The following is a 2,799-nucleotide window of genomic DNA, read 5'->3' as shown; positions in this document are numbered from 1 at the left end:
TCACGCCGGTATTTCCAACATTTTTCACTCCACAAGAACTTAGCATAGCGCATGCCATTAAAACTACTAATAATTTCCTCTTCATGATATTATCCTCCTTAAATCTATTATACCCCTTTTATTGATTTGTAACGTGGAAAATGTTTACAAAATGTCAACGATGTGTCAAACAAATTACAACAGATTACTGAAAATTAAAAATTTTGTAATTAAAATTGCAGCTACTAATATAATTGCTGAACATAAAACGAATACGCATTCTTTTAATTTAATTATAGGTTCATCAATTCTAGTATTTTTTTCTATGTTTACTTTGACAATTCTCGTAGAAATATAAAATATTATCATGCTTACAAGATAATATTCTGTTAGATAGAGTGATTTCAATACAAGAATATCCAATATAACAGCCAAAACCAAGAAAATACTAGACAAGTAGCACATTGACTTTATGGTATCTTTTCTAAGACGTTTAACATTTCTTGGTTGATATAACAGCAAGAACTTTGATTTGTGTGCATTCATAACACTAAAATACAAAATGAAAAGTATACTTAATAAAGTAGTGGAGAAATTCAATCCATATAAATTCTGTGGTGAATTTATAGAAGAAAATACACTTATGAAAAGTATTACAATTAGTTCGTATTTAATTTTATCTCTTAAAATATAGCGGAATATTAGTCTTGTCATTTATTGTCCTTTCTGATTTGGTGATTTCAACAGAAGTGGATTAACACAAAAAAGGATTGTAAATAAAGGTATCATGTACCGTAGTTTTAATTCAGGCAGTATTTTTTCCAAATTTATACCTACATTAGGTATATATAAATATGAAGCAAATATAATATAATATGAAATTCTAAGAGCTGTGTACAGTATATTTGATTTCTTTGTGCTTTCTGTCACATAAAAAAACAACGTATCCAAAAACATGTACAAATAAATAAGTACGCCAAACATAAAGAAAGATTTGATTTCCAGTATATCTACAGAAGTTGGAAATAGCATATAAATTATGAAGATATATGTTATCGTAGCTTTCTTATACATGAAGTATTTTCTGACTTGCGTTTTGTTGAATTTTGGGAAAAAGGTCATAAAATCCATTTCTCTTTGAGTTATACTATCAGTTCTTATCTTGAAAAACCCCATAAAAGCTAAGAATAAAGCGCATAATTCTTTTATTGCATAAGAATTTGATGTTAAAGAACTTAAATATTTTAAAAATAAAAAAATCGCTGAGACTATCAAAACGAATTGGATTGCACCGGATAATCTGTCGATTTTTATTTCCTTAAAACGTAGTTTCATATCCAATTTAAATATTTCTCTCAAAAATCTCGTCCTCCAGTTGCTTCTTATCTTTTGAGTTAGCAAATACTTTTTTTACATTACCATTTTTCAAAAGCACAAACTCATCACATATATCAATAAGACTGTCTAAAATATGTGATGAAATCAAAATTGTAGAACGTTCCTTCAGTTGTAGGATTAATTTTTTGATTTCATAAGAATATTTCAAATCAATACTATTAAATGGTTCATCCATAATTATTAGAGAATAATCACCTGTTAAAATATTAATCAGAGTTAACTTTTTCTTCATTCCTTCAGATAATTCAGAAATTAAAGTATCTTTCTTGTCTTCCAGTCCAAGTTCAACTATTAAATCTTCAGACGTTTTATTGGAAGGGGAGTATTCATTTACAATTTTACAAAATTCACTTACTGTTAAAAAATAATATGGAGATACTTGAGAAGGTATGTATAAAATATCATTTTCGTTATAATCTTGAACATCAAAACTTGCGTTTGCTTTTATCATTCCGGATAATATATCCATCAGAGTTGTCTTACCAGCACCGTTTTCTCCAATCAGTCCTATAATTTTATTGTTTCCTATTTCTAGATTTTCGATGTCTAACTCGAAATTTTTGTATTTGTGGTTTATTTTTCGTATAAACATGTGAACACCTCATTAAAATACTGGTTATATATATAATAATATATATTTGAATAAATGTCACACCTTCCATATATTTATAAATCATTTCAATAAATGAACGACACTCTACAATCCAATTTACTGATTTGCTATGGTATAATAAAGTTGGAGGATAGTATGAGTTATTTTAATTACTGGATTAGCGTTCTGGTGGTGTTTGCAATTATATTTTTGTTTGCCAGAACGATTTCAAATGAAAAGCAAATTGTCGCATTTTTTTCGAAATTAATCTACGTTGTAATTATTCCGGCGAACATTGCGATTAGTTTGAATGAACTTACGTACAAGAATTTCAACATCAAACTTGGTGTATTTTTTGTGTATTTGTGGATATTGTCTAAGATTATGACGATGATTTTCCAAATCAACACGAAGGACAAGGATTCGTTGGAACCTGCGTTTATTTTTTCAAATATTATCGTGATGAGGCCTTTTTTGCAAAATGTTATGGACAAGAATATTATGAATAATCTGATTATAATTTCTTGCGTGATTTATCTTGTGTACATGCTTTACAAGAGAATTTTCAATGTGACAGACTTTTTGATGGCGATTGGTTTTTCCGTAGCTTTTTGTGTTAGTGCGATTTACAAGTTCTCATACACACTAACTCCTCTGAAAATTATTCAATCGACAAGTTCAGTTGTGATTATAATCGCATTTGCACTTGCAATTTCAAGTATTGATTTGAAAAGCCTGCTTGATTTGACATCCCTCATGCTAGCCGTTGTGAATTTGCTGATAATTCCAGTGTTTACATACGTCGTGGTGAGTGCTGTGACGAACAATCA

4 protein-coding genes are annotated in these 2,799 nt (G+C 28.9%); 1 reads left to right on the top strand and 3 read right to left on the bottom strand.

The window, feature by feature from the left end; translation table 11 throughout:
• Positions 1 to 174: 174 nt before the first annotated feature.
• Genes KHW44_RS08155 through KHW44_RS08145 form a run of 3 tightly spaced genes read right to left on the bottom strand, consistent with a single transcriptional unit; the run spans position 175 to position 1,969 of the window.
• Positions 175 to 693, bottom strand: coding sequence for a hypothetical protein (locus KHW44_RS08155; RefSeq protein WP_304068265.1), 519 nt, complete (start codon positions 691 to 693; stop codon positions 175 to 177).
• Positions 694 to 1,338, bottom strand: coding sequence for a sugar ABC transporter permease (locus KHW44_RS08150; protein WP_304068262.1), 645 nt, complete (start codon positions 1,336 to 1,338; stop codon positions 694 to 696).
• Positions 1,322 to 1,969 carry an ABC transporter ATP-binding protein gene (locus tag KHW44_RS08145; protein WP_304068260.1) on the bottom strand — a complete coding sequence of 216 codons (648 nt, stop codon included), beginning with the start codon at positions 1,967 to 1,969 and terminating at the stop codon, positions 1,322 to 1,324. Before KHW44_RS08145 ends, KHW44_RS08150 begins: the two co-directional genes overlap by 17 nt.
• 156 nt (positions 1,970 to 2,125) lie before the next feature.
• Between KHW44_RS08145 and KHW44_RS08140 the strand changes: the two genes are divergently transcribed.
• Positions 2,126 to 2,799, top strand: a 674-nt coding sequence (locus tag KHW44_RS08140) for a hypothetical protein (RefSeq protein WP_304068258.1), incomplete at its 3' end; no start/stop codon positions are given.

The sequence above is a fragment of the Finegoldia magna genome (assembly GCF_018371055.1).
GTDB classification, from domain to species: Bacteria; Bacillota; Clostridia; order Tissierellales; family Peptoniphilaceae; genus Finegoldia; species Finegoldia magna_I.
This window is presented reverse-complemented; position numbering and strand designations above follow the sequence as displayed.

Coding starts and splice junctions, on each gene's coding strand:
- KHW44_RS08155 (WP_304068265.1), bottom strand. CDS start 693: ATGACAAGACTAATATTCCGCTATATTTTAAGAGATAAAATTAAATAC.
- KHW44_RS08145 (WP_304068260.1), bottom strand. CDS start 1,969: ATGTTTATACGAAAAATAAACCACAAATACAAAAATTTCGAGTTAGAC.